Consider the following 19,304-nt stretch of genomic DNA (forward strand, 5'->3'; position numbering starts at 1 on the left):
CCCAGCCCTGGCCAAGCAGGTCACTCAAGCGGGCGTCCGATCCAGGCGCTGGTTGAGCCTCAGCGCCAGCAACGTGCACAGCGCTCCCGACAACAGATAGGCGCCTGACGAGATCAGCCCGAAATGGGCGGACAGGAACAGGGCGACTATGGGGGCGAAGCCGGCGCCGAACAGCCAGGCGAGGTCCGAGGTCAGCGCAGCACCTGTATAGCGGTAGGTCTTTGAAAAGTTCGAGGCGAGTGCTCCTGAAGACTGGCCGAACGACAGGCCGAGCAGGACGAAGCCCAATACCATGAAGACGGACTCTCCGACGAAGCCGCCATCGAGCAGCTGTGGCGCGAAACCGCTGAAAACGGCGATGGCCACCGCCGAGCCTCCTAGCAAGGGCCAGCGCCCAACCCGGTCGGCGACGAAGCCCGAGATCGCGATTGCCGCCAGGCCGAAGAAGGCTCCGATCGTCTCGATGACCAGGAACCGGGCCGGTCCCTCGCGCGTGAACAGGAAAATCCAGGACAGAGGAAACACCGTCACCATGTGGAACAGGGCGAAGCTCGCCAGCGGCGCGAAGGCGCCGAGCACGACAGTGCGCCCTTCGGCGCGCAACGTCTCGCGGACGGAAGTCGGCTCCAGTTCCTGGCCTTCGAACAGTTTGGTGTATTCCGGCGTCACCACGATGCGCAGCCGTGCGAACAGGGCGACGACATTGATGGCGAAGGCGACGAAGAACGGGTAGCGCCAACCCCAGCTGAAGAAGTCTTCGGCCGACAGGTTGCCGACGAAATATGCAAACAGGGCGCTGGCAACGATGAGCCCGAGTGGTGCGCCCAGCTGCGGGATCATCGCATACCAGCCGCGGCGCTTTTCGGGCGCATTCAACGCCAGCAGCGAGGCAAGTCCATCCCATGTCCCGCCCAGCGCCAGTCCCTGACCGATCCGGAACATGGCCAGCAGCCAGGCCGAAGCCGGGCCGATCTGGTCGTAGCCGGGCACGAAGGCGATCGACACGGTCGAGGTCCCCAGCAGGAACAGCGCGATGGTGAGTTTGGCGCTGCGTCCGTAGGCGCGGCCGAGCGCGGTGAAGATCGCCGTCCCGATCGGCCGCGCGATGAAGGCAAGCGCGAAGATGGCGAAGGAGTAGAGCGTGCCGGTCAACGGGTCGGCATAAGGAAATACGAGCTTCGGAAAAACGATGACGGAAGCGATCGCGTAGACGAAGAAGTCGAAGAATTCCGACGTCCTGCCGATGATGACGCCAACGGCGATTTCGCCGGGCTTCACCTCATGATGCCGCGCGTTGATCCGTCTTGCGTCGGCTTCCATCTTCGAAGTTGGGCTCACAGCATTCTCCGTCGCCCCGCCGCGGTGTCATACGATCGCTTGCCATGTGCGCGGGCCAGATGCTTTGATGACGCCTGCCGCGTCATTGCGGCATTGGACAAATTGTCCAATGCCTTCATTGCCGCGGTGCGGCTAGCACTGGGGGGAACAACCGACAGGTCATACATTGAGCCGTCTCCGTACCCTTTTCCTGCTGCCCCTGCTGGCATCGCTCGGCTCCTGCAGCATGGTCGTCATGAACCCTGCCGGCGACGTCGCCGCGCAGCAGCGCGACCTGCTGATGGTGTCCACGGCACTGATGCTGATCGTCATCATACCGGTGATGGCTCTCACCATATTCTTTGCCTGGCGATACCGCCAGTCCAACCGCGAGGCGCGCTACGAGCCGGATTGGGACCACTCGACCCATCTCGAGCTCGTCATTTGGGCTGTGCCGCTTCTGATCATCATCTGCCTGGGCGCGGTGACGTGGATGGGGACGCATCTGCTCGACCCCTATCGGCCGATCGGACGTGTATCGGCCGGCAAGCCGCTGCCGCCGGACGTGCGCCCGCTTGAGGTCGAAGTCGTCGCGCTCGACTGGAAATGGCTGTTCATCTATCCGCAGTACGGCGTCGCCATGGTCAACGAACTGGCTGCGCCGGTCGACCGGCCGATCAGCTTTCGCATCACCTCCGCATCGGTGATGAACTCCTTCTACATTCCAGCACTGGCCGGCCAGATCTATGCAATGCCGGGTATGGAAACCAGGCTGCACGCCGTCATAAACAAGTCCGGCGACTATGAAGGGTTCTCCGCCAATTACAGCGGCGCCGGCTTCTCGGGAATGCGCTTCGCGTTCCACGGCCTAGACGATGCCGGTTTCCAGGCATGGATCGCGAAGGCAAAGGACGGCGGCGGCAAGCTCGACCGAAACGGCTATCTGGAGCTCGAACAGCCCAGCGAGAACCAACCCGTGCGCCACTATGCGACGGTGGATGCCCATCTCTACAAGGCGATCCTCAACATGTGCGTCGAGCCCGGCAAGATGTGCATGAGCGAGATGTCGCAGATCGATGCCAAGGGCGGTCTGGGAATGGCCGGCATCCGCAACACCCTGCCGCTGCTGTATGACAAGTTCGCCCGGCGCGGCACGATATTCGGCCCTGCCCCATCCTATGTCGCCAGCATATGCACGACCGAAGAAGCACTGGCGGCTTCGAAGGCCGATCAATCCGTCACGCCGATGACCTCGACGCCGATAGTCGGCGCTGGTCTGCAACGGCCACCGCCCCTGTCGATCCGACTGCCGTCACCTTCCGCAACCGGCACGCTTCGGTCGCCCTTCAACTCCTGAGGCGCCACGCAAGACATGTTCGACAATCCTGCTCTTCTCAAGGCGATCTTCGGCCGGCTCACGCTCGAGTCGCTGCCGCTGCACGAACCCATCGTGGTCGCGACCTTCGTAGTCGTCGCGCTGGGCGGCATCGCCCTCGTCGGCGCGCTGACCTATTTCAAGCTCTGGGGCTATCTGTGGCGCGAATGGTTCACCAGCGTCGACCACAAGCGCATCGGTGTGATGTACATGGTGCTCGGCATCGTCATGCTGCTGCGCGGCTTCAGCGACGCCATCATGATGCGGCTCCAGCAGGCGATGGCCTTCGGCGGTTCGGAAGGCTACCTCAATTCGCATCACTACGACCAGATCTTCACCGCGCACGGCGTGATCATGATCTTCTTCGTGGCGATGCCGCTGGTGACGGGCCTGATGAATTTCGTCGTCCCGCTGCAGATCGGCGCGCGCGACGTGTCGTTTCCGTTCCTCAACAATTTCAGCTTCTGGATGACGGTCGGCGGCGCGGTCATCGTCATGATGTCGCTGTTCGTCGGCGAATTTGCCCGCACCGGCTGGCTTGCCTATCCGCCGCTGTCGGGTATCGGCTACAGTCCCGATGTCGGTGTCGATTATTATATCTGGGCCCTGCAAGTGGCGGGCGTCGGCACGCTGCTATCGGGCGTGAACCTGGTCTGCACCATCGTCAAGATGCGCGCGCCAGGCATGACCATGATGAGAATGCCGATCTTCACCTGGACCGCGCTCTGCACCAATGTGCTCATCGTCGCCGCCTTCCCGGTGCTGACGGCGGTGCTGGCCCTGCTGGCTCTCGACCGTTATGTCGGCACCAACTTCTTCACGAACGACTTCGGCGGCAATCCGATGATGTACGTGAACCTGATCTGGATCTGGGGCCACCCCGAGGTCTACATCCTGATCCTGCCGGCCTTCGGCATATTTTCCGAAGTGACCTCGGCCTTCTGCGGCAAGCGGCTCTTCGGCTACACATCGATGGTCTACGCAACCATCGTCATCACCATCCTGTCCTATCTGGTCTGGCTGCATCACTTCTTCACCATGGGATCGGGAGCGAGCGTCAACTCGTTCTTCGGCATCACAACGATGATCATTTCGATCCCGACAGGGGCCAAGATATTCAACTGGCTGTTCACCATGTACCGTGGCCGCATCCGCTTCGAACTGCCGATGATGTGGACCGTCGCTTTCATGCTGACCTTCGTGGTCGGCGGCATGACCGGCGTGCTGCTCGCGGTTCCGCCGGCCGACTTCGTGCTCCACAACAGCCTGTTCCTGGTCGCGCATTTCCACAACGTCATTATCGGCGGCGTGCTGTTCGGCCTGTTTGCCGGCATCAGCTACTGGTTCCCCAAGGCATTCGGCTTCCGGCTCGATCCGTTCTGGGGAAAGATGTCCTTCTGGTTCTGGGTGGTAGGCTTCTGGTTCGCCTTCATGCCGCTCTACATACTTGGCCTGATGGGCGTAACGCGTCGGCTGCGCACCTTTGAGGATCCCTCGCTGCAGATCTGGTTCATCATCGCCGCCTTTGGCGCCTTCCTGATCCTGCTTGGCATCCTGTCCTTCCTCATCCAGATCTTCGTCAGCGTGCGCCGGCGCGAGCAGCTTCGCGACGATACCGGCGATCCGTGGGACGGGCGTACGCTCGAATGGGCAACCTCGTCGCCGCCGCCAGCCTACAATTTCGCCTTTACCCCGGTCGTCCATGATCTAGATGCCTGGGCGGACATGAAGAAGCGCGGCTACCAGCGTCCTCTGACGGGCTTCCGCGACATCCACATGCCGCGCAACACAGGAGCTGGCGTCATCCTGGCGGGTTTGAGCGTGGTGCTTGCGGTAGCGCTCATCTGGTACATCTGGTGGCTGGCGATCGTCAGCTTCGTTGCCCTGATCGGCTACGCCATCGCGCACACCTTCAACTACAGCCGGGATTTCCACATTCCTTCCAGTGACGTGACGCGCGTCGAGGACGAGCGGACGCGTCTGCTCGCGGCAAACGGCCAGGCAGGGTGAACAGCATGGCACACGCCGACACGGTGATCGACGACACGGTCTTCCACCTGGAAGACGACCACGGCCATGCCGAGAGCGGCAGCAGCACCATGCTCGGCTTCTGGATCTATCTGATGAGCGACTGCCTCATCTTCGCGATGCTGTTCGCGGTCTATGGCGTGCTCGGTGGCAATTACGCGGCCGGACCCGCGCCGAAGGACCTGTTCGATCTTCCGCTGGTCGCGCTCAACACCACCATGCTGCTCCTGTCCTCCATCACTTACGGCTTCGCGATGCTGGAGATGGCGAAGGGACGGGTGAAGCCCATGCAGGTGTGGCTGGTGATCACTGGCCTGTTCGGCCTCGCCTTTCTCAGCATCGAACTCTACGAATTCGCCCATTTCATCCACGAGGGGGCGACGCCGCAGCGCAGCGGCTTCCTGTCGTCGTTCTTCACGCTGGTCGGAACGCACGGCCTGCACGTCACCTTCGGCCTGGTCTGGCTGGTGGTGCTGATGGTGCAGGTCTCCAGGCACGGGCTGATCGCCGCGAACCAGCGGCGCCTGATGTGCCTGAGCATGTTCTGGCACTTCCTCGACGTCATCTGGATCGGCGTCTTCACCTTCGTTTATCTGATGGGAATGTTGCGATGAGCGCCGGCCACCACACAGACACCAGCGACCAGAGCCACGCGCATCACGGCGTCGATCACGGCTCGCTGAGCGGCTATCTGACAGGCTTCGGCCTGTCCGTCGTGCTGACCGCCATTCCCTTCTGGCTGGTCATGACCAACGCGCTCGGCAATCAGATGGCGTCGGCGATTGCCATCATGGCCTTCGCCGTCGTGCAAATCATCGTCCACATGGTGTTCTTTCTGCATATGAACACCAGGTCGGAGAGCGGCTGGACCATGATGGCCCTGATCTTCACCCTCATCCTGGTGGTGATCGCGCTGACGGGCTCACTCTGGGTCATGTACCATCTGAACGTCAACATGATGCCCGGCCATGACATGGGTCAGATACCCTGAGAGAGGGACCTGGCTTGGACGAACAGGCACGGACGACACCGCATTCGAATACAGGCGACGGCCAAAGGGTTACGCGTTCACCATGGACGCTGTTGGTGCTTTGCCTTTGCGGGGCCATCGGCATCACCGGCTTTTCGGCGCTTGGTGTCTGGCAGCTGGAGCGCCGCGTCTGGAAACTCGACCTGATCGAGCGTGTCGACCAGCGTCTCAAGGCAGTACCTGTGGCCGCCCCGGCGCCTTCGGCCTGGCCAGAGATCAACGCCAGGGATGACGAGTATCGCCAGCTTGCCGTCACGGGCCGGTTTCTCGGTGATCGCGAAACCCTGGTCCAGGCGGTCACCGATCGCGGCGGTGGCTTCTGGGTAATGGCGCCGTTCCGCACCGATGATGGCTTCACGGTTCTGGTGAACAGGGGCTTCGTGCCGACGGACAAGCGCGATCCGGCAACCCGCCTCGCAGGCAAGCCCTCGGGCAATCACACCGGAATTCACGGCCTGCTGCGCATCAGCGAACCGAAAGGCGGCTTCCTGCGTAACAACGATCCGGCCGCCAACCGCTGGTATTCGCGCGATGTGCAGGCGATCGCCACGACGCAAGGCCTCGGGCAGGTCGCTCCTTATTTCATCGATGCCGATGCCACGCCCAATCCGGGAGGGTGGCCGGTCGGCGGCTTGACGGTGGTTTCGTTCCACAACAACCATCTGGCCTATGCCCTGACATGGTTCGGGCTGGCCTTGATGGTGCTGGGCGCGATCGCCTATCTGTTGCGGCAGGCTGGGAAATACGGTGGGGCCTGACTACTGGCCCTGGCAAAGCCGAAATTGCGCACGGAACCGCTCCTGCCGGCGCGGACGATGGCGTGGTGGCTCTGTTGATGTTGGCTGGTCATTTTCCCACGCGCATCAATGGGTTCCGCATCAAACCCCGTCCACATCACAGGAGCGTGCAGAGCAGGCTTCCCGGCACCCCCGTCTAGGGCTGGATCACCCAGCTAAAACCGCTGGCGAAACGTGACCGATTTGCGTATCACTCCGCCGCCATTGGAGCCGTATCGATGTTTGAAGCCCTGCAGCCCGCCCCCGCCGACAAGATCCTGGCCCTGATCGGCCTTTATCGCGCCGATCCGCGCCCCGACAAGGTCGACCTCGGCGTCGGCGTCTACAAGGATCGCGACGGCAAGACGCCGGTCATGCGCGCCGTGCGCGAAGCCGAAAAGCGGCTATTGGAGGGTCAGGACACCAAGACCTATCTCGGCCTTGCCGGCGATACCGGCTTCAACACAGTGATGGCCAAGCTCGCCTTCGGTCCAGGCGCCGACATGACGCGCATCCGCGCCGCACAGGCGCCCGGCGGTTCCGGCGCGCTGCGGCTGGTGGCGGAACTGCTGAAGCGGACGCGCTCGGATGCAACCATCTGGCTATCGGATCCGACCTGGCCGAACCACATGCCGGTGATGCGCGCCGCCGGCCTGCAGATCCGCGAGTACCCCTATTTCGATGCCGCCTCGGGCGCCGTTCGTTTCGACGACATGCTGGTGGCCCTGCGGACCGCAAAGAGCGGCGACGTCGTGTTGCTGCATGGCTGCTGCCACAACCCGACCGGCGCCAATCTGGATGCGGCACAGTGGGCAGCCGTTACCGATCTGGTCGTCGAGCGCGAGCTGCTGCCCTTCGTCGACATCGCTTATCAGGGCTTTGGCGATGGCCTCGAGGCCGACGCCCTCGGCTTGCGCCTGCTGGCCGCGAAAGTTCCGGAGATGGTCGTCGCGTCGAGCTGCTCGAAGAATTTCGCCGCCTACCGCGACCGCGTCGGCGCGGCGATGATCCTGGCCAGGGACGGCGCACAGGCGGATGTGGCGATGAGCCAGATGCTGTCGGCGGCGCGCGCCATGTATTCGATGCCGCCGGACCATGGTGCGGCAGCCGTGCGCATCGTGCTCGAAGACGCCGCCTTGCGCGCCGACTGGGAAGCCGAGCTCGAAGAGATGCGCCTGCGCATGCTCAGGCTTCGGGTCCAGTTCGCCGAGGCGCTGCGCCGGCAGTCCAATTCCGACCGTTTCGATTTCGTCGCCAGCCATCGCGGCATGTTTTCTCGCCTTGGCCTCACCGAAGCGCAGGTCGAGCGGTTGCGCGCCGAGCACGGCATCTACATGGTCGGCGACAGCCGCATCAATGTCGCCGGCCTACCCGAGGACGGCATGGACGAACTCGCCAAGGCGATCGTTTCGGTTCTTGATTGACGCGGCTCATCTGTGGACAAGGCTCCCGCGCCGACCGACAGCGTTGGCCGCGCGGCCGGTCGCGGGATAGCATCCGATAGACTGTTTTGACGCAATTCCGGACAGAAAACCGTTTCACACTTTTCCTGGAATAGCTCTAGATGACGCCATCGAAAGACATTTCGCGCCTGATCGAGATCATGGCGGCGCTGCGGGCGCCGAAGACTGGCTGCCCCTGGGACATCGAACAGGATTTCTCGACCATTGCGCCCTATACGATCGAGGAAGCCTATGAGGTGGCGGACGCCATCGCGCGCGGCGACCTCGACGATCTGCGCGACGAGCTCGGCGATCTTCTGCTGCAGGTCGTCTACCACGCGCAAATGGCCGAGGAAGCCGGTGAATTCGCCTTCTCTGACGTGGTGCAAGCCATCACCACCAAGATGATCCGACGCCATCCGCATGTCTTCGGCGACGAAGAAGCCCGTAGCGCCGGCATGGCCAAGGGCATGTGGGAAAAGATCAAGGCAGAAGAGAAGGCGGAGAAACGAAGCGCCCGCCTCGCGCGTGGTCTCGATCCCGAAGACAATGGCAAGGGGTTTCTGGACAGCGTGCCGGTCGCCCTGCCCGCACTGACCCGGGCGCTGAAACTACAGGAGAAGGCCGCCCGCGTCGGCTTCGACTGGAGCGAGGCGGCGCCCATCCTCGACAAGATCGAGGAAGAGATCGGCGAATTGCGCGAGGCACTGGCCAAGGGCGACACCGCCTCGATCAAGGACGAGTTCGGCGACATGCTGTTTGCCGTCGTCAATCTCGGCCGTCATCTCAAGCTCGATTCCGAAGCAGCGCTGAGCGGCACCAACGAAAAATTCCGCTCGCGCTTCCACTATGTCGAACAGGCATTGGAGAAAGCCGGCAACACGCTGGACAAGGCTGATCTGGCCGAGATGGAAGCACTATGGCAGGAAGCAAAGACTGCGAAGTAAGTTACATTAGCCGTTGTTTTTACGACGCAATCTGCTTTCGATCTCTTCGCGGGCGCTTTGCGTGGCCTTGAGCGAGATGGTGGCGCTGCCGTCATCATTGTCGCTTCGCGAAACGACATCGCCATTGCGGTAAAGCCAGTCGACAAGGCCGAACTGTGCCGGCTCGATCGTCACGGTGAGGTCTTCGAGTTCGCCCGCCATCCGCGTTTCGATGATCGCCTTCAGCGCATCGATGCCCTCGCCGGTCACAGCCGACACCGCAATCGGCGGCGCCTTGCTGGCATTGGCGCCGTCTGCAAGCAGCCGGGTCCGGTTGCCCTCGTCGAGCCGGTCGATCTTGTTCCACACTTCGATCACGCGCTTGGCGTCGCCGGCGTCGACACCGAGGTCGGCCAGGATGCGCTCGACATCTTCCGCTTGTGCCGCAGTGTCCGGATCGGAAATGTCGCGCAGATGAAGCACGAGATCGGCCTCGACCACCTCTTCCAGGGTGGCGCGGAAAGCCGCGATCAGATGCGTCGGTAGGTCCGAGATGAAACCGACAGTGTCGGAGAGGATGATCGGCGTGCCATGTGGCAGGCGCACGCGGCGCAGCGTCGGATCGAGCGTGGCGAACAGCATGTCCTGCGCCAGTACATCTGCTCCTGTCAGCCGGTTGAACAGCGTCGACTTGCCGGCATTGGTGTAGCCGACGATCGCCACCACCGGAAACGGCACCTTCTTGCGCTTGGCGCGGTGCAGGTCGCGGGTGCGGCGCACCGTTTCCAGCTCTTGCTTCAGCTTGATGATCTTTTCCTGCAACTGCCGCCGGTCGGATTCGATCTGCGTTTCGCCAGGGCCGCCGAGGAAGCCGGCGCCGCCGCGCTGGCGCTCCAGGTGGGTCCAGCTGCGCACGAGACGGCCCTTCTGGTAGTTGAGATGGGCGAGCTCGACCTGCAGCGTGCCTTCCTTGGTGCGCGCGCGCTCGCCGAATATCTCGAGGATCAGCCCGGTGCGGTCCAGCACCTTGGCGTCCAGCTCCTTCTCGAGATTGCGCTGCTGCACCGGGGTCAGCGGATGGTCGACGACGACCACCTCCGCGTGTCCCTCTTTGACGATTTCGGCGAATTCGGCGACCTTGCCGCTGCCGAGCAACGTCGCCGGGCGCGGATCGTTGATGGTAACCACCGCAGTGTGGACCAGGTCGAGGTTGATGGCGCGGGCAAGGCCAACTGCCTCGTCATGACGAGCATCAGCCGAACGCATCAACCGAGGACGGTTGGTCTCGTCGTCGTTGCGCTGGTGGCGGGTAAGGACGGGCACAATGACAACAGCCCGGGTCGGGCCCTTGGCTTCCGTCCCGGGATGATGTGTTGGTTTTCCGCGAACGGTGGCGTCCGCGTCTTTCTCACGTGCCAATCAGGCGCCCTGGCTTTCCTCGCCATCGAACATCTGAACCGGCTGGCTCGGCATGATCGTGGAAATGGCGTGCTTGTAGACGAGCTGGGAGTGACCGTCGCGGCGCAGCAGGACACAGAAATTGTCGAACGAAGTGACCACGCCGGTCAGCTTCACGCCGTTGATGAGGAAGATGGTGAGCGGGTTCTTGCTCTTGCGAACTGAATTCAGGAACAGGTCCTGAAGGTTTTGCGATCGTTCCGCCATTGTTCTTGTCTTTCGCCGATCCCCTTCGGTTTGCAAGCCAATGCGCCAAATTAACGGGCGCATGTCAAGCTCGCAAACACCGTCTTGTCGTCAGTAACGACAAGCAGAACGAGATATATTGATGTTCATTCCACCTGTGCGGTTATCAGGCTGGACTTTTTTCCGCAATGTCAAAAAAGGCCTGCCGCAACGAAAGTGTTATTGAGCCGGGGTGCCCATTGGCGACCGTATCGCCGTCGATGGCCACCACCGGCATGGCGATTGTCGTTGCGGAGCTGATGAACGCCTCGCGTGCCGCCTTGGCCTCGGCGACGGAAAAGCCGCGCTCCTCGATCTTCAGGCCAAGCTTGGCCGCCACTTCGAACATGGTCGTGCGGGTGATGCCGCGCAAGATGCCGTGCTCGGCCGGCCTGGTGACCAGGACGCCGTCCCGGGTGACGATCCAGGCATTGGACGAGCCGCCTTCTTTTACGTTGCCTTCATCGTCGACGAACCAGGCTTCCTGCGCACCGGCTTCCTTGGCCTTCTGCTTGGCCAATACATTGGGCAGCAGCCCGACGGTCTTGATGTCGACGCGGTCCCAGCGGTTCTCCGGCACGGTGATGACCGCGATGCCGGTCTCGGCTCGCTTTGCGCCAGCGGCAGGATCGGCCTTCCTGGCAGTCACCACCAGGGATGGCTTGGTGTCGGCGGAAGGGAACACAAAGTCGCGGCTGGCAACGCCGCGCGTCACCTGGACATAGACCAGGCCATTGGCGACCTGGTTGCGATTGACCACCTCGCGCAGAATGAGTGGCAGCACGCGGGAGGTGACCGGCCAGGCGATCGACAATTCGGTCAGCGAGCGGTTCAGCCGGGACAGATGGCGCGGCATGTCGACGATGAAACCACGCGCCACCTCGCAGACCTCATAGACACCGTCGGCGAACTGATAGCCACGGTCCTCGATATGGACGGCGGCATCGGCGTGCGTGACATAGCGCCCGTTGACATAGGCAATGCGCGGCATGGGCAACCTCTAGATATTCTCGGGGCTTTCTTATGCGATTCCACCGCCGCCGTAACCGGCAAATGCTCGGCCCGGGCGCGGCGGCTGGATATGTCGCGCTCAGACGCCCAGCGACTTCAGCTTGCGATGCAGAGCGGAGCGCTCCATGCCGATGAACTCGGCGGTCTTCGAGATGTTGCCGCCGAATCGGTTGATCTGGGCGATCAGGTAATCCTTCTCGAACTGCTCACGCGCTTCGCGCAGCGGCAGCGCCATGATGTGCTGGTCGGATTGATTCGGCGTGCGCGGCATGACATCGCCGATCTCGGCCGGCAAAAGGTCGGCGGTGATCGGCGCATCGACGTCGTCGCCGCGCGCAAGGATCATCAGGCGCTCGACATTGTTGCGCAGCTGGCGAACGTTGCCCGGCCAGTTGTGCGCCTGCAACACGGCCAGCGCGTCGTCGCCGATGCGGCGCGGCTTGATGCCGGCCTGGCGGGCGATCTGCTTCATGAAATTGTCGACGAGGTAGGGAATATCCTCGCGCCGCTCGGCCAATCCCGGCACGATGACCGGAACAACCGCCAGGCGATGGTAAAGATCCTCGCGAAAACGCCCGTCGGCAATCATCGCTTCGAGGTTCTGCGAGGTCGAGGAGATGATGCGGACATCGACCTTGACCCGCTTGGTTCCCCCTACCCGCTCGAACTGCTGCTCGACCAGCACGCGCAGGATCTTGTTCTGCGTCTCGCGCGGCATGTCGGCCACCTCGTCGATGTAGAGGATACCGCGATGGGCCTCCTCCAGCGCCCCGACCTTGCGCTCGACGCCATTCGATTCGGTGCCGAACAGCTCGATCTCCATGCGCTCGGGCGTGATGTTGGCGGCGCTCAGCGTCACGAAAGGTGCGCTCTTGCGCGCCGACAGCGTGTGGATGGCGCGCGCGGCCAGTTCCTTGCCCGAGCCAGACGGTCCGATGATCATCACGCGGCTGTTGGTCGGCGCGACGCGTTCGATCGTCTGGCGCAACTGGCTCATCGCCGACGACATGCCGATCAGATCGAAGGTTTCGCCGCTGCGCAGCTTGAGGTCGGAAACCTCGCGCCGCAATTTCGAGGTCTCCAGCGCACGCTCGGCAATAAGGATCAGCCTGTCGGCCTTGAACGGCTTTTCGATGAAGTCATAGGCGCCGCGACGGATGGCGGAGACCGCCGTTTCGATGTTACCGTGGCCGGAAATCATCACCACCGGCAAGGTCGGATGCATGGTCTTGATCTCGTCGAGCAGCGCCAGCCCGTCCAGGCGCGAGCCCTGCAGCCAGATATCGAGGAAAATCAGCCGCGGCGCGCGATCAGCTATAGCAGCGAGCGCGCTGTCGGCATCGAATGCCGTGCGGGTTTCGTGACCTTCGTCGCTCAGTATGCCCGCGACGAGTTCACGGATGTCTTCCTCGTCATCGACGATGAGAATATCAGACGCCATTACCGACCTTTTCAGTTTCTCTTTCGTTTTCCGCCCTGCTTTCGCCGCGCGGAGCCGTTGCGGCCGCAGGCGGCAGGATGATGCTGATCATCGCGCCGCGCCCATCGTGGAAGTCCGCTGGAGCATCGTGTAGTTCCAGCCTGCCGCCATGGTCCTCCACGATCTTCTTGACGATAGCGAGGCCAAGTCCGGTGCCCTTCTCGCGTGTGGTCATGTAGGGCTCGAGCAGCCGTTGGCGATTCTCGCGCGGCAGGCCTTTGCCATTGTCGATGACGTCGATTCGAATCGCACCATTCTGGCGCCCGGCTTGAATCCGGATTATGCCGTGCGAACCGTCCTTCTGTTCCAATCCGTCGATGGCCTCGGCGGCGTTCTTGATCACATTGCCGAAAGCCTGCGCCATCAAGCGGCTGTCGAAAGTGCCCTTTAGCGGCTCCGTGCCGAAAATCCGCTCGAAAGTGATGTCGGCGCGGCTGACCTCGACCAGGAACGAGGCCTCACGCAGCGATTCGCGCAGATCTATCGCCTTCATCTCGGGCTTTGGCATGCGCGCGAACGCCGAGAATTCGTCCACCATACGGCCGATATCCTCAACCTGACGGATGATGGTGTCGGTGCATTGGTCGAAAACCTCGCGGTCCTCGGTAATCACCTTGCCGTAACGGCGCTTGATACGTTCGGCCGAGAGCTGGATCGGCGTCAGCGGGTTCTTGATCTCGTGGGCGATACGCCGCGCCACGTCCGCCCAGGCCGACGAGCGCTGCGCCTGAACCAGGTCGGTGATGTCGTCGACCGTCACCACATAGGATTTTTCCTCCGAGCCGTCGTCGCCGGCCTCGATCGTGATCTGCACGTTGAAGGTCCGCTCGGCACCGGCGCGGTAAAAGGTCACCTGCTCACGATAGACGGGTTTGCCGGACTTGCGGCCGATCTCGAAGACGCGGCCGACATGCGGCAGCACGGCGGAAAGATTCTGCCCAAGGGCTGCGCTGGCCGAAATCGCCAGCATCGCCTCGGCCGAGCGGTTGACGATGGTGACGATGCCGTAGGGATCGACGCCGATGACGCCGGCGGTAACGCCGGCAAGCACGGCTTCCGAGAAGCGGCGCCTCTCATCGATCAGGTCCTTGGCGGACAGGATCTCATTGCGCTGCGATTTCAGTTCGAGAAGCATCTTGTTGAACGTATCGCCGAGCGACGCGACATCGCCGTCCGAAGGCCTGACGGGAACCGCGACGTCGAGATTGCCGGTCGCGACCTCGTCGGCGGCGCCGATGAGCTGGCGAATGGGCCGCACCAGACGGTCGGCGACCGCAATGCCGGTCCAGATCGCGGACAGGATAATGATGAGCGTCAACGACAGATAGGGCAGCGCGAAGGCCACCTGAGAGGTACGGCGGTTATCTTCCAGCCCCCGATATTCGTCGGTGTTGGACCTGACGATCTGCCTTGCCTTGATCACTTCGGGGTCGACGAGCCGAATGGTGTAGAGGTAGAGTCCTTCGATCTCCCGCAGCTTGACGATGGCACCCATGATGTTGCGCGTTTTCGGTTCGATCAGCACCGGCTTGCCGTCGGTAGCGCTGGCCACCGCGCCTTCCGGCGGCTCGGGCATGGCGAAATCCGTATCGGTCTTGGCGCTCATGACGAAAGAGCCGTCCGGCTTGATCAGCGCCGCATGGGCCAGCGAACGGCCCACGGCTTCCTTGTTCATCAGGTCGAGAAAGCCGGTACGATCAAGGCCGTAGAGCGTGCGCGACGCATCGAGATCATAGGCCATGGACAGCGTCGTGCCCTGGAGGTTGCGGGCATTTTCCTGGACATAGGCGTCGGCGATCGACAGCGATGAATTGACGATCGTCTTGGTGCGGATCTCGAACCAGCGGTCGAGGCCGATGTCGAGCGTGATCGACGCGATGATGGCCACCATGATGGCTGGAATGGCAGCAACCAGGGCGAACATGGCGACAATGCGCACATGCAGCCGCGAAGCGGCCTTGCCATGCCGGCGCGCCATCAGGATGCGGTGCACCTCACGCCCGACCAGCGCGATAAGAAACAGGACGAAAGCCGTGTTGAGGGCAATCAACGCCAGCGTAGTCGACTCGTTCGGTGTGATCGGCGTGGCGCCAACGAGGATGGCGAACGAGATCGCCGCCGTCATCAGCGCGCCGACGACCGCGATCACGCCTGGCAGCGCAAGCAGCCGGCGCCCGTCACGAGCGCCGGGTTCGCTGAAAAGCGGTTGGTTTGTTGTCGGTGCCTGCGGAGCCATGTCGCCGTCTAGAGCCATGATTGCGTCGGATGTATGCAACGCATTGTGGCGATTATGCAACAAGTGTGACCGAGACGGAAATCTTTCGCGAGCCGATCCCCTGAAAAGAGCGCGGGCTCAGATCAAGGCTCAGCCCTGCCGCGATGATTTGTAGACGTTGACGCCGAGCTCGCGAATCTTCTTGCGCAGCGTGTTGCGGTTCAAGCCCAGCAGTTCCGCAGCCTTGATCTGGTTGCCACGCGTTGCCGTCATCGAGGCCAGGACAAGCGGAAACTCGACCTCGGACAGGATGCGCTGATAGAGCCCGGCAGGAGGCAAGTCGCCGGCAAACGACGCGAAATAGCGCTGCAGGAAATGCTCGACCGCCTGGCCAATCGACAAATCGTCGGGAATGAGGTTACCGCCTCCCGGCACTACGGGGCGCTCGCCGGTCTTCAGCTCGGCCTCGATGATCTCGGCGGAAATTTCGTCCTGCGAATAGAGCGCGGCAAGCCTGCGAACCAGGTTTTCCAGTTCGCGAACATTGCCTGGCCACGGATAGCGCTTCATCAACTCGATGCCGCCGGAAGAAATGCGCTTGGTCTGTAGGCCTTCCATTTCGCCGAGCTTGAAGAAGTGGCGGACGAGGTCCGGCACGTCCTCGGAGCGCTCGCGCAGCGCTGGCAGCCGGAGCGGCACGACATTGAGGCGATAGAAAAGATCCTCGCGGAAAAGCCCCTGGTTGATCAGCGTGCGCAGATCCTTGTTGGTGGCGGCGACGATGCGCACGTCGGTCTTGATCGGCGTGCGTCCGCCAACCGTCGTGTATTCGCCCTGTTGGAGCACGCGCAGCAGCCGCGTCTGCGCCTCCATCGGCATGTCGCCGATTTCGTCGAGGAACAGCGTGCCGCCTTCAGCCTGCTCGAAGCGCCCGGTCGAGCGATTCTGTGCGCCGGTGAAGGCACCCTTCTCGTGACCGAACAGTTCCGATTCGATCAGGTCGCGCGGGATCGCCGCCATATTGATGGCGACGAAGGGGCCGCCGCGGCGGCGGCCATATTCATGCAGCGCGCGCGCCACCAGCTCCTTGCCGGTACCGGATTCGCCCGAGATCATCACCGTCAGGTCGGTCTGCATCATGCGCGCCAGCATGCGGTAGATGTCCTGCATGGCGGCCGAGCGGCCGACCAGCGGCATTGCATCGGGCTGCTCTTCCGGCCGCGCGTCGATCTTCGGCCGACGCGGCTCGGAAAGCGCGCGGTTGACGATGTTGAGCAGTTCGGTCAGGTCGAACGGCTTAGGCAGATATTCATAGGCGCCGGTTTCGGAGGCGCGGATCGCCGTCATGAAGGTGTTCTGAGCGCTCATGACGATGACCGGCAGCTCCGGCCTCGCCTTCTTGATGCGCGGCAGCATGTCGAAGGCGTTCTCGTCCGGCATGACCACATCGGTGATGACAAGGTCGCCCTCGCCCGCCGCCACCCAGCGCCACAAAGTCGAAGCATTGGAGGTGACGCGCACCTCGTGGCCGGCGCGCGAAAGCGCCTGGTTGAGGACGGTACGGATCGCCGCGTCGTCGTCGGCGACGAGAATATTGCCGCGAACGGTCATTTGCGGTCTCCTTCACCGTCATCATCGGCGCCGTTTGGCGCTTCTTTCCAGGCCGGCATCAGGATGCGGAATGTGGTGCCGCGCGGCGTCGATTCGCATTCGATGATGCCGCCATGCTCGCCGACGATCTTGGCGACCAGCGCAAGACCCAACCCGGAGCCGTTCGGCTTGGTGGTGATGAACGGGTCGAACAGGATCGGCAAGATGTCTTCCGAAACGCCGGAGCCGTTGTCGCGCACGCAGAATTCCAGCGGCAGCGACACGCGGTCCTGCGTGCCCGGAACGGAAACACGGATGCCTGGCCGGAAGGCGGTCGACAGCACGATCTCGCCCTGCGGGTCGCTGCCGATCGCCTCGGCGGCGTTCTTGACCAGGTTGAGGAACACCTGGATCAACTGGTCGCGGTTGGCAAACACCGGAGGCAACGAAGGATCATAATCCTCCAATATCTTGATTCTCTTGGCAAAACCGTTCTTGGCAATCGCCTTCACATGGTCGAGAACGACATGGATGTTGACGGGGTAGCGGTCGATCGGCCGCTCGTCGGAAAATACCTCCATGCGATCGACCAGCGACACGATGCGATCGGTCTCGTCGGTGATCAGCCGCGTCAGCGCGCGGTCTTCGTCGGAAGCCGACAGTTCGAGCAACTGGGCAGCGCCGCGGATGCCTGAGAGCGGGTTCTTGATCTCATGGGCAAGCATCGCCGCCAGACCGGTGACCGAACGTGCCGCGCCCCGATGCGTCATCTGCCGGTCAATCTTGTCGGCCATCGACCGTTCCTGGAACATAACCACCACCGAGCCCGGAAATTCCGGTACCGGCGCGACATAGAGATCGACGACCTTCTCGATGCCGAGCCGCGGCGACGACACGTCGACGCGGTACTCGTTGACCGGAGCCCGGCGCTCGCGCACCTGGTCGACCAGTGTCAGCAGCGGGCTGCCGAAGGGAATGAGTTTTGACAGCGTGTTGCGGGCGAGCATGGTCGCGCTCGAGCGAAAAAAGTCTTCCGCATCGGCGTTGGCGAAGGTGATGAACCCCTCCTCGCTGATCATGATCACCGGGCGGCGGATGGTGTTGAGCACGATTTGGGCGGCATCCGCCATTTCGGCGCCCTGGCCGGCGGCGGCGTTCATGCGGCGCTCCGCAGGTTCAAGGGTTGCGGATCGCGCGAAAACACATCGCGCAGCAAGGCAATAACGCGCGCGGGCTCGAATGCGGTCAGTATAGCCTTTCGGCTGTCGTCGGCGACGCCGCCGGCATGCCGATCAAGATACCAGCCAAGATGCTTGCGCGCCTGGCGCAGGCCGCTTTCGGCGCCGTAGAGCGCCAGCATGTCCTCGTAGTGGGCCACGATGTAGTCGGCGACCGCGGTCGAGTCCCGTGGCATGTTTGGCGTCGCCTCGCCGGTCGCCGCGGCCGCAATGCCGCCTGCGATCCAGGGCGCGCCATAATGGGCACGGCCGATCATCACGGCGTCGGCACCCGATTGATCGAGAATGTCGGCCGCTTCCGCCGGCGAAGAGACGTCACCATTGGCGACGACCGGGATGGACACGGCTTCCTTGACGCGGGCGATGGCGCGCCAGTCGGCCTTGCCCTGGTAGAACTGGCAGCGCGTGCGGCCGTGCACGGTCACCATGCTGACACCGGCCTGCTCGGCGCGGCGCGCGAGCATCGGCGCGTTGAGCGCGCCTTCGTCCCAGCCAAGCCGCATCTTGACCGTCACTGGCACCTCGACCGCGCCGACAACGGCGTCGATCAGCGACAGTGCGTGGTCGAGATCCAGCATCAATGCCGAACCCGCATAACCGCCGGTAACCTTCTTGGCCGGGCAGCCCATGTTGATGTCGATGATGTCGGCCCCCTCACCGGCTGCGATTCTGGCACCTTCGGCCATGTGCATCGCCTCACGGCCTGCAAGCTGAACCATATGGACGGGCAGGCCGGAGTGGCGTATGCGCAGGTTGAAACCGGCCCTGCCCTTGGCGAGCTCTCCGCTGGCAACCATTTCGGACACGACCAGGCCTGCTCCATGCGCGTGGGCACGCTGCCGGAACGGCTCGTCCGTAATCCCCGACATTGGTGCGAGGAACACGCGATTGCGGAGTCTCACACCGCCGACATCAAGCGGCCCTGCCAATTTGGTCATGTCAGGCAATTTGGTCAAGTTAACCATGCACAAAAACCAAGCATCTTCATTCGTTGCACATTCTCTAGCCAGAACCGGCGCAATGTGCAACGCGGAATGACGCCACATTTAGGCGCAATTGGGAAAATGCTGGCCTTCGGCTTTGGCCGCGACCAAAGCGCCGCGCGTCCCTCAGGACGCGCAAAGGACGCTTTGGAATTTCATACTTAGCGCACGATCTTTCCGAAAACCGATTACACTTTTCGGGATCGTGCG

General features: G+C 62.7%; 17 protein-coding genes. 8 read left to right on the forward strand and 9 right to left on the reverse strand.

Going from position 1 to position 19,304, the window contains the following annotated elements:
- Positions 1-24: 24 nt before the first annotated feature.
- A complete protein-coding gene (locus tag NKI66_RS04480) occupies positions 25-1,320 on the reverse strand; it encodes an MFS transporter (RefSeq protein WP_352751112.1) in 1,296 nt (431 codons plus the stop codon).
- Positions 1,321-1,504: 184 nt separating this feature from the next.
- Between NKI66_RS04480 and cyoA the strand changes: the two genes are divergently transcribed.
- The 7 genes from cyoA to mazG all read left to right on the forward strand — a co-directional run bounded on the left by cyoA (position 1,505) and on the right by mazG (position 8,915).
- Positions 1,505-2,674 carry a ubiquinol oxidase subunit II gene (gene cyoA, locus NKI66_RS04485; RefSeq protein WP_352751049.1) on the forward strand — a complete coding sequence of 390 codons (1,170 nt, stop codon included), beginning with the start codon at positions 1,505-1,507 and terminating at the stop codon, positions 2,672-2,674.
- Positions 2,675-2,689: 15 nt separating this feature from the next.
- A complete protein-coding gene (gene cyoB, locus NKI66_RS04490) occupies positions 2,690-4,702 on the forward strand; it encodes a cytochrome o ubiquinol oxidase subunit I (RefSeq protein WP_352751051.1) in 2,013 nt (670 codons plus the stop codon).
- 5 nt (positions 4,703-4,707) lie between these two features.
- On the forward strand, positions 4,708-5,334 hold the full coding sequence (cyoC, locus tag NKI66_RS04495) for a cytochrome o ubiquinol oxidase subunit III (protein WP_127270912.1): 627 nt from the start codon (positions 4,708-4,710) through the stop codon (positions 5,332-5,334).
- On the forward strand, positions 5,331-5,711 hold the full coding sequence (cyoD, locus tag NKI66_RS04500) for a cytochrome o ubiquinol oxidase subunit IV (RefSeq protein WP_352751052.1): 381 nt from the start codon (positions 5,331-5,333) through the stop codon (positions 5,709-5,711). Before cyoC ends, cyoD begins: the two co-directional genes overlap by 4 nt.
- Positions 5,712-5,806: 95 nt before the next feature.
- Positions 5,807-6,508, forward strand: coding sequence for an SURF1 family protein (locus NKI66_RS04505; protein ID WP_352751114.1), 702 nt, complete (start codon positions 5,807-5,809; stop codon positions 6,506-6,508).
- 257 nt (positions 6,509-6,765) lie between these two features.
- Entirely contained in the window at positions 6,766-7,950 is a 1,185-nt protein-coding gene (locus tag NKI66_RS04510; protein ID WP_352751054.1) for an amino acid aminotransferase, read from the forward strand.
- Positions 7,951-8,090: 140 nt separating this feature from the next.
- Complete coding sequence (mazG, locus tag NKI66_RS04515) at positions 8,091-8,915, forward strand: nucleoside triphosphate pyrophosphohydrolase (RefSeq protein WP_352751056.1); 825 nt, start codon at positions 8,091-8,093, stop codon at positions 8,913-8,915.
- 6 nt (positions 8,916-8,921) lie between these two features.
- Here mazG and hflX read toward each other — a convergent pair whose 3' ends face one another.
- From hflX to dusB, 8 genes are all read right to left on the reverse strand, one after another.
- Positions 8,922-10,313, reverse strand: coding sequence for a GTPase HflX (gene hflX / locus NKI66_RS04520; RefSeq protein ID WP_352751058.1), 1,392 nt, complete (start codon positions 10,311-10,313; stop codon positions 8,922-8,924).
- A complete protein-coding gene (hfq, locus tag NKI66_RS04525; protein ID WP_006202172.1) occupies positions 10,314-10,559 on the reverse strand; it encodes an RNA chaperone Hfq in 246 nt (81 codons plus the stop codon).
- Positions 10,560-10,704: 145 nt separating this feature from the next.
- Entirely contained in the window at positions 10,705-11,568 is an 864-nt protein-coding gene (locus tag NKI66_RS04530; protein WP_352751060.1) for a D-amino-acid transaminase, read from the reverse strand.
- Between the two features lie 99 nt (positions 11,569-11,667).
- Positions 11,668-13,029, reverse strand: coding sequence for a nitrogen assimilation response regulator NtrX (ntrX, locus tag NKI66_RS04535; RefSeq protein WP_023812026.1), 1,362 nt, complete (start codon positions 13,027-13,029; stop codon positions 11,668-11,670).
- Positions 13,019-15,304, reverse strand: a complete 2,286-nt coding sequence (locus NKI66_RS04540; RefSeq protein ID WP_023812027.1) for a sensor histidine kinase NtrY-like — start codon at positions 15,302-15,304, stop codon at positions 13,019-13,021. The genes ntrX and NKI66_RS04540 overlap by 11 nt, the downstream gene beginning before the upstream one ends.
- Before the next feature lie 129 nt (positions 15,305-15,433).
- On the reverse strand, positions 15,434-16,894 hold the full coding sequence (gene ntrC, locus NKI66_RS04545) for a nitrogen regulation protein NR(I) (protein ID WP_023812028.1): 1,461 nt from the start codon (positions 16,892-16,894) through the stop codon (positions 15,434-15,436).
- Positions 16,891-18,033, reverse strand: a complete 1,143-nt coding sequence (locus NKI66_RS04550; protein WP_023812029.1) for a two-component system sensor histidine kinase NtrB — start codon at positions 18,031-18,033, stop codon at positions 16,891-16,893. Before NKI66_RS04550 ends, ntrC begins: the two co-directional genes overlap by 4 nt.
- Positions 18,030-19,049, reverse strand: a complete 1,020-nt coding sequence (gene dusB, locus NKI66_RS04555) for a tRNA dihydrouridine synthase DusB (protein WP_502900921.1) — start codon at positions 19,047-19,049, stop codon at positions 18,030-18,032. The genes NKI66_RS04550 and dusB overlap by 4 nt, the downstream gene beginning before the upstream one ends.
- Here dusB and NKI66_RS32650 point away from each other — a divergent pair.
- Positions 18,933-19,259, forward strand: a complete 327-nt coding sequence (locus NKI66_RS32650; RefSeq protein WP_502900924.1) for a hypothetical protein — start codon at positions 18,933-18,935, stop codon at positions 19,257-19,259. The genes dusB and NKI66_RS32650 overlap by 117 nt on opposite strands.
- The last annotated feature ends 45 nt before the right edge of the window (positions 19,260-19,304 follow it).

Origin of the sequence: Mesorhizobium sp. M0518, from assembly GCF_040321125.1 — a bacterium.
Lineage (GTDB): Bacteria > Pseudomonadota > Alphaproteobacteria > Rhizobiales > Rhizobiaceae > Mesorhizobium.

Excerpts from the sequence above, each read along its gene's own strand:
- NKI66_RS04540 (WP_023812027.1), bottom strand. The coding sequence starts at position 15,304 with ATGGCTCCGCAGGCACCGACAACAAACCAACCGCTTTTCAGCGAACCC.
- mazG (WP_352751056.1), top strand. The coding sequence starts at position 8,091 with ATGACGCCATCGAAAGACATTTCGCGCCTGATCGAGATCATGGCGGCG.
- NKI66_RS04510 (WP_352751054.1), top strand. The coding sequence starts at position 6,766 with ATGTTTGAAGCCCTGCAGCCCGCCCCCGCCGACAAGATCCTGGCCCTG.
- NKI66_RS04530 (WP_352751060.1), bottom strand. The coding sequence starts at position 11,568 with ATGCCGCGCATTGCCTATGTCAACGGGCGCTATGTCACGCACGCCGAT.
- cyoC (WP_127270912.1), top strand. The coding sequence starts at position 4,708 with ATGGCACACGCCGACACGGTGATCGACGACACGGTCTTCCACCTGGAA.
- ntrX (WP_023812026.1), bottom strand. The coding sequence starts at position 13,029 with ATGGCGTCTGATATTCTCATCGTCGATGACGAGGAAGACATCCGTGAA.
- cyoB (WP_352751051.1), top strand. The coding sequence starts at position 2,690 with ATGTTCGACAATCCTGCTCTTCTCAAGGCGATCTTCGGCCGGCTCACG.
- ntrC (WP_023812028.1), bottom strand. The coding sequence starts at position 16,894 with ATGACCGTTCGCGGCAATATTCTCGTCGCCGACGACGACGCGGCGATC.
- NKI66_RS32650 (WP_502900924.1), top strand. The coding sequence starts at position 18,933 with ATGCGCGTGGGCACGCTGCCGGAACGGCTCGTCCGTAATCCCCGACAT.
- NKI66_RS04480 (WP_352751112.1), bottom strand. The coding sequence starts at position 1,320 with ATGGAAGCCGACGCAAGACGGATCAACGCGCGGCATCATGAGGTGAAG.
- cyoD (WP_352751052.1), top strand. The coding sequence starts at position 5,331 with ATGAGCGCCGGCCACCACACAGACACCAGCGACCAGAGCCACGCGCAT.
- hfq (WP_006202172.1), bottom strand. The coding sequence starts at position 10,559 with ATGGCGGAACGATCGCAAAACCTTCAGGACCTGTTCCTGAATTCAGTT.
- dusB (WP_502900921.1), bottom strand. The coding sequence starts at position 19,049 with ATGACCAAATTGGCAGGGCCGCTTGATGTCGGCGGTGTGAGACTCCGC.
- NKI66_RS04550 (WP_023812029.1), bottom strand. The coding sequence starts at position 18,033 with ATGAACGCCGCCGCCGGCCAGGGCGCCGAAATGGCGGATGCCGCCCAA.